This is a genomic window from Paenibacillus sp. AR247 (assembly GCF_002968895.1).
Classification (GTDB): domain Bacteria; phylum Bacillota; class Bacilli; order Paenibacillales; family Paenibacillaceae; genus Paenibacillus_AQ; species Paenibacillus_AQ favisporus.
In genome coordinates, this window is the sequence record NZ_PCZT01000099.1 from 1 (window position 1) to 3,802 (window position 3,802).

Consider the following 3,802-nt stretch of genomic DNA (forward strand, 5'->3'; position numbering starts at 1 on the left):
ACTTCGCTAATGGAACCTGAGTCGGCCATGAGCACAAGGTCTCCCCCGCTTGAGGTCAGATTGTTCCCATAGGCATCTTTAAGCTGAACGGTGATAGTGGAAGTGCTCTGTCCATCAGCGGTGATCACATTCGGACTGACCGTTAATAAGGACGTCTCCGGTGAAGCTGCTCCCGGTACGAAATCAACAGTTGTCTTCCCTTCCAGATCAACCCCATCAAGCTTCCCGGTGATCACTGCCTTGCCGGTTCCGAGCGGTGCCGTAAGCACCGCTGTGTAGCTGCCGTCTTCGTGATCCGTCACGGTGCCCAGCATCCCGCTTGTCGTGCTGAGCATTACGCCTCCGCCGCTCGTCGTCAAGTTATTCCCGTAGGCGTCCTTCAGCTGCACCGTGATCAACGTTTGGCTGCTGCCGTCTGCCGTGATCGAATTCTCGCGTGCGGAAATGGCCGATGCAGCGGCGGATGCCGCACCCGGAACAAAATGGACGGTCGTTGTCTGCGTCAAGCTTGTTCCCGACAGCTTCCCGCTGATTACCGCCGGTCCACCGGCTGTCGGTGCCGTAAGCACGGCCGAATAGCTGCCGTCACCATGATCCGTTACGGTGCCCAGCGTCCCGTCTGTTGTGCTGATCGTCACCGGTCCGCCGCTTGTCGTCAGGTCGTTCCCGTGGGCGTCTTTCAGCTGGACGGTAATCAACGTCTGGCTGCTGCCGTCCGCGGTGATCGAACTCTCGCGTGCGGAAATAGCTGATGCAGCGGCGGATGCCGCACCCGGAACAAAATGGACAGTTGCTGTCTGTGCCATGTTTGTTCCCGACAGCCTCCCGCTGATCACCGCCGTTCCGGCGGCCGTCGGTGCTGTAAGCACAGCCGTATAACTGCCGTTTCCATGATCCGTCACCGCTCCCAATGCCCCGGCCGTGGTGCTTAATGTCACGGGACCGCCGCTGGCCGTAAGCTGGTTCCCGTAGGCATCTTTAAGCTGCACGGTAACCTTCGTGCGGCTGCTCCCGTCCGCCGTGATCGCGCTCTCGCTTGCGCTCAAGGCCGATTTGGCGGCGGATGCCGCACCTGGAACAAAAGTCACAGCGGCGGTCTGCGCCAGGGCCGTGCCTGACAACTTCCCACTGACGACGGCCGGTCCGGCGGCTGTTGGCGCCGTGAGCTCGGCTGTATAACTGCCGTCGCCGTGATCTGTCACGGGACCTAACTTGCCGGCCGTCGTGCCCAGCGTCACGACTCCGCCGCTGGTCGTCAGGCTGTTTCCGTAGGCGTCCTTAAGGTGGACGGTAACTGTCGCTTTACTGGTCCCATCGGCCGTAAGGGTACCCGGACTTACCGTCAGAGTTGACTTGGCCGCGGAAGACGCACCTGGGACAAAAGTTACGGCAGCAGTCTGCGACAAGCTTGTTCCCGACAGCTTGCCGCTGATCGTAGCCTTTCCGGCAGCGGTTGGCGCCGTGAGCTCGGCTGTATAGCTCCCGTCGCCGTGATCCGTTACCGCTCCCAGCGTCCCCGCCGTCGTGCTCAGCGTCACCGGTCCACCGCTAACCGTCAAGTTGTTGCCGTTCGCATCTCTTAATTGAACAGCGATGGTTGTGCTGCTTCTCCCGTCTGCCGTGATCGACGATAGAGCCGCAGTTACCGTGGACTTGGCGGCAGAAGGCGGGCCGGGGACAAAGCCGACGGTGGCCGTCTGGCTCATGGATGTTCCCGATACTTTCCCGCTGACCGTGGCCGTACCGGCAGTTGCCGGTGCCGTAAGCTGGGCTGTATAGCTGCCGTCTCCGCGATCCGTTACCGCACCCAGCGTTCCCGCCGTTGTGCTGAGCGTCACCGTTCCAGCGCTGGCGGTCAAGTTGTTGCCGTTCGCATCCTTCAGTTGAACAGTGATGGTCGACTTGCTGCTGCCGTTCGCCGTAAGCGTCGTTGGGCTCGCCGACAGAACGGATTGGGATGCCGATGCCGCTCCGGGAATGAACTTTACATTTGCCGTTTGGCTCAGAGCCTGTCCGTTCAACTTCGCGCTGACGACACCCGTTCCCACAGTGGTCGGCGAGGTCACAATGGCTGTATAGGTGCCATCCCCTTTGTCGCTGACCGGACCCAATGTCCCTGCCGTCGTACTGAGCGTTACTGATCCGCCGCTGGCCGTCAGGCTGTTCCCGTTCGCATCTTTTAATTGTACGGTAACTGTTGCTTTACTCATCCCATCCGCGGTCAAGGATAGGGGATTTACAGTAAGCGTGGATGCCTCGGTCGATGCCGCTAACGGTGTGATTACAACCGATCCCTGCCCGGGCAACGGATAGCCGTTGATCGTCCCCGTAATTTTCGCCGTACCTGCTTCAGAGCCCGGCGTCAATTCGGCGCTGTAGGTCCCGTTTCCATTATCTGTTACTTCGCTAAGACGACCGAGCGTAGACATTAGTTCGAGCTGCCCCTCACCAGCTGTAAGCGGCTCGTTAATCCCATCCTTCAGCGTAACTGTAATAGCTGACTTGCTAATCCCGTCTGCCTGAACCGATCCAGGATTCGCTGCAAAATTTGCGCCTGCGGGATAGGTCCTGATCGGGTTTGTGGAATATGTGAGCTTGTTGGTATCCACTCCAAACTGATCGTCGGTGTTCCACCCCCAGCTCCATATCGTGCCGTCACTCAGCAGCCCGACGCCAAAATTGGCTCCGGCCGAGAAGCTGGTAACGCCGGCTAGGTTCACCTTGGTCGCTTTGGGATATCCCGAATTTTGAAGACCCCACCACCATAACGTACCGTCGCTCTTCATGGCTACGTTGATTTGGATACCGCCTGCAACCCCAACGACATCCGTAAGCGGTGCGCCTGTTGAGTCGAGTACCTGGACGGCAGTCGTTGTGTTTCCACCTCCATTGCCGAGGTTACCGTACAAATTGTTCCCCCAGCTCCAGACCGTCCCGTCACTCTTTAATGCAAATGAGGCAATATCATTCGAGGCAACATCAACGACATCCGTTAGGAGGTCTCCGCTGCTCATTTTTACTTGTACCGGGTATTCGGCATCTTTTGTTGATCCGTTTCCCAGGGCTCCATAGCCGCCATACCCCCAAGCCCAGACCGTCCCGTCTTCTTTGAGGGCCAACACGTGGTATTGACTGCCGGCCACATCCTTAACACCGGTTAAATACGCATTGGCCGAAGCTTTGATTTGGACCGCCCGATTGCTGGAATTGTCGGTACCCGCCAATGTGCCGGAGATCCCGAAGCCCCACAGAGTACCGTCATTTTTAATCACAAACGTTTCTTGGCCTGCCGCTTGAACTCTTTTTACTTCGGTGAGGGGCACCCCAGCGGAAGTTATCACTTGAACGGCTTGGGATTGGTCCGTCATGGTTCCGTCGCCAAGCTGTCCATACCTATTGAATCCCCATGTCCAGACGGTTCCATCCGACTTTAGGGCGGCTGAATGCCAGGTGCCTGCTGTTATTCCGGTTACGCCCGTCAGGACCGTTCCGCCCGTTTGCAGCACTTGCACTGGACGCTGGACGTTATTCCCGCTCGTCCCGTTGCCTACTTCGCCAGCCTCGTTGCCCCCCCAACCCCAAACGGTACCGTCAGCTGTCAGCATGAGGGAGTGATAACCGCCAGCCGCTATGTCTTGAATATCGTAAGGCGCAGCCGCTGAAGAAGCGAATGCTTGTACAGGCGGAAATGAATAAATGGATGGAAGCCCGATGCATAAACAAAGGAATATCAATCCAGCCTGTTTCCATCGCCAAAGCAATATGATCAACTCCTAAACCTAAGATTGAATCATTATAGGAG

At 57.8% G+C, this 3,802-nt stretch carries 2 protein-coding genes; both read right to left on the minus strand.

The genetic code is table 11. From position 1 onward, the window contains the following. Window positions 1–3,605, minus strand: a 3,605-nt coding sequence (locus CPT76_RS36260; protein ID WP_308737738.1) for an invasin domain 3-containing protein, incomplete at its 3' end; no start/stop codon positions are given. Continuing rightward, window positions 3,592–3,802, minus strand: a 211-nt coding sequence (locus CPT76_RS38595) for a hypothetical protein (protein WP_219845512.1), incomplete at its 5' end; no start/stop codon positions are given. The genes CPT76_RS38595 and CPT76_RS36260, both read right to left, overlap by 14 nt.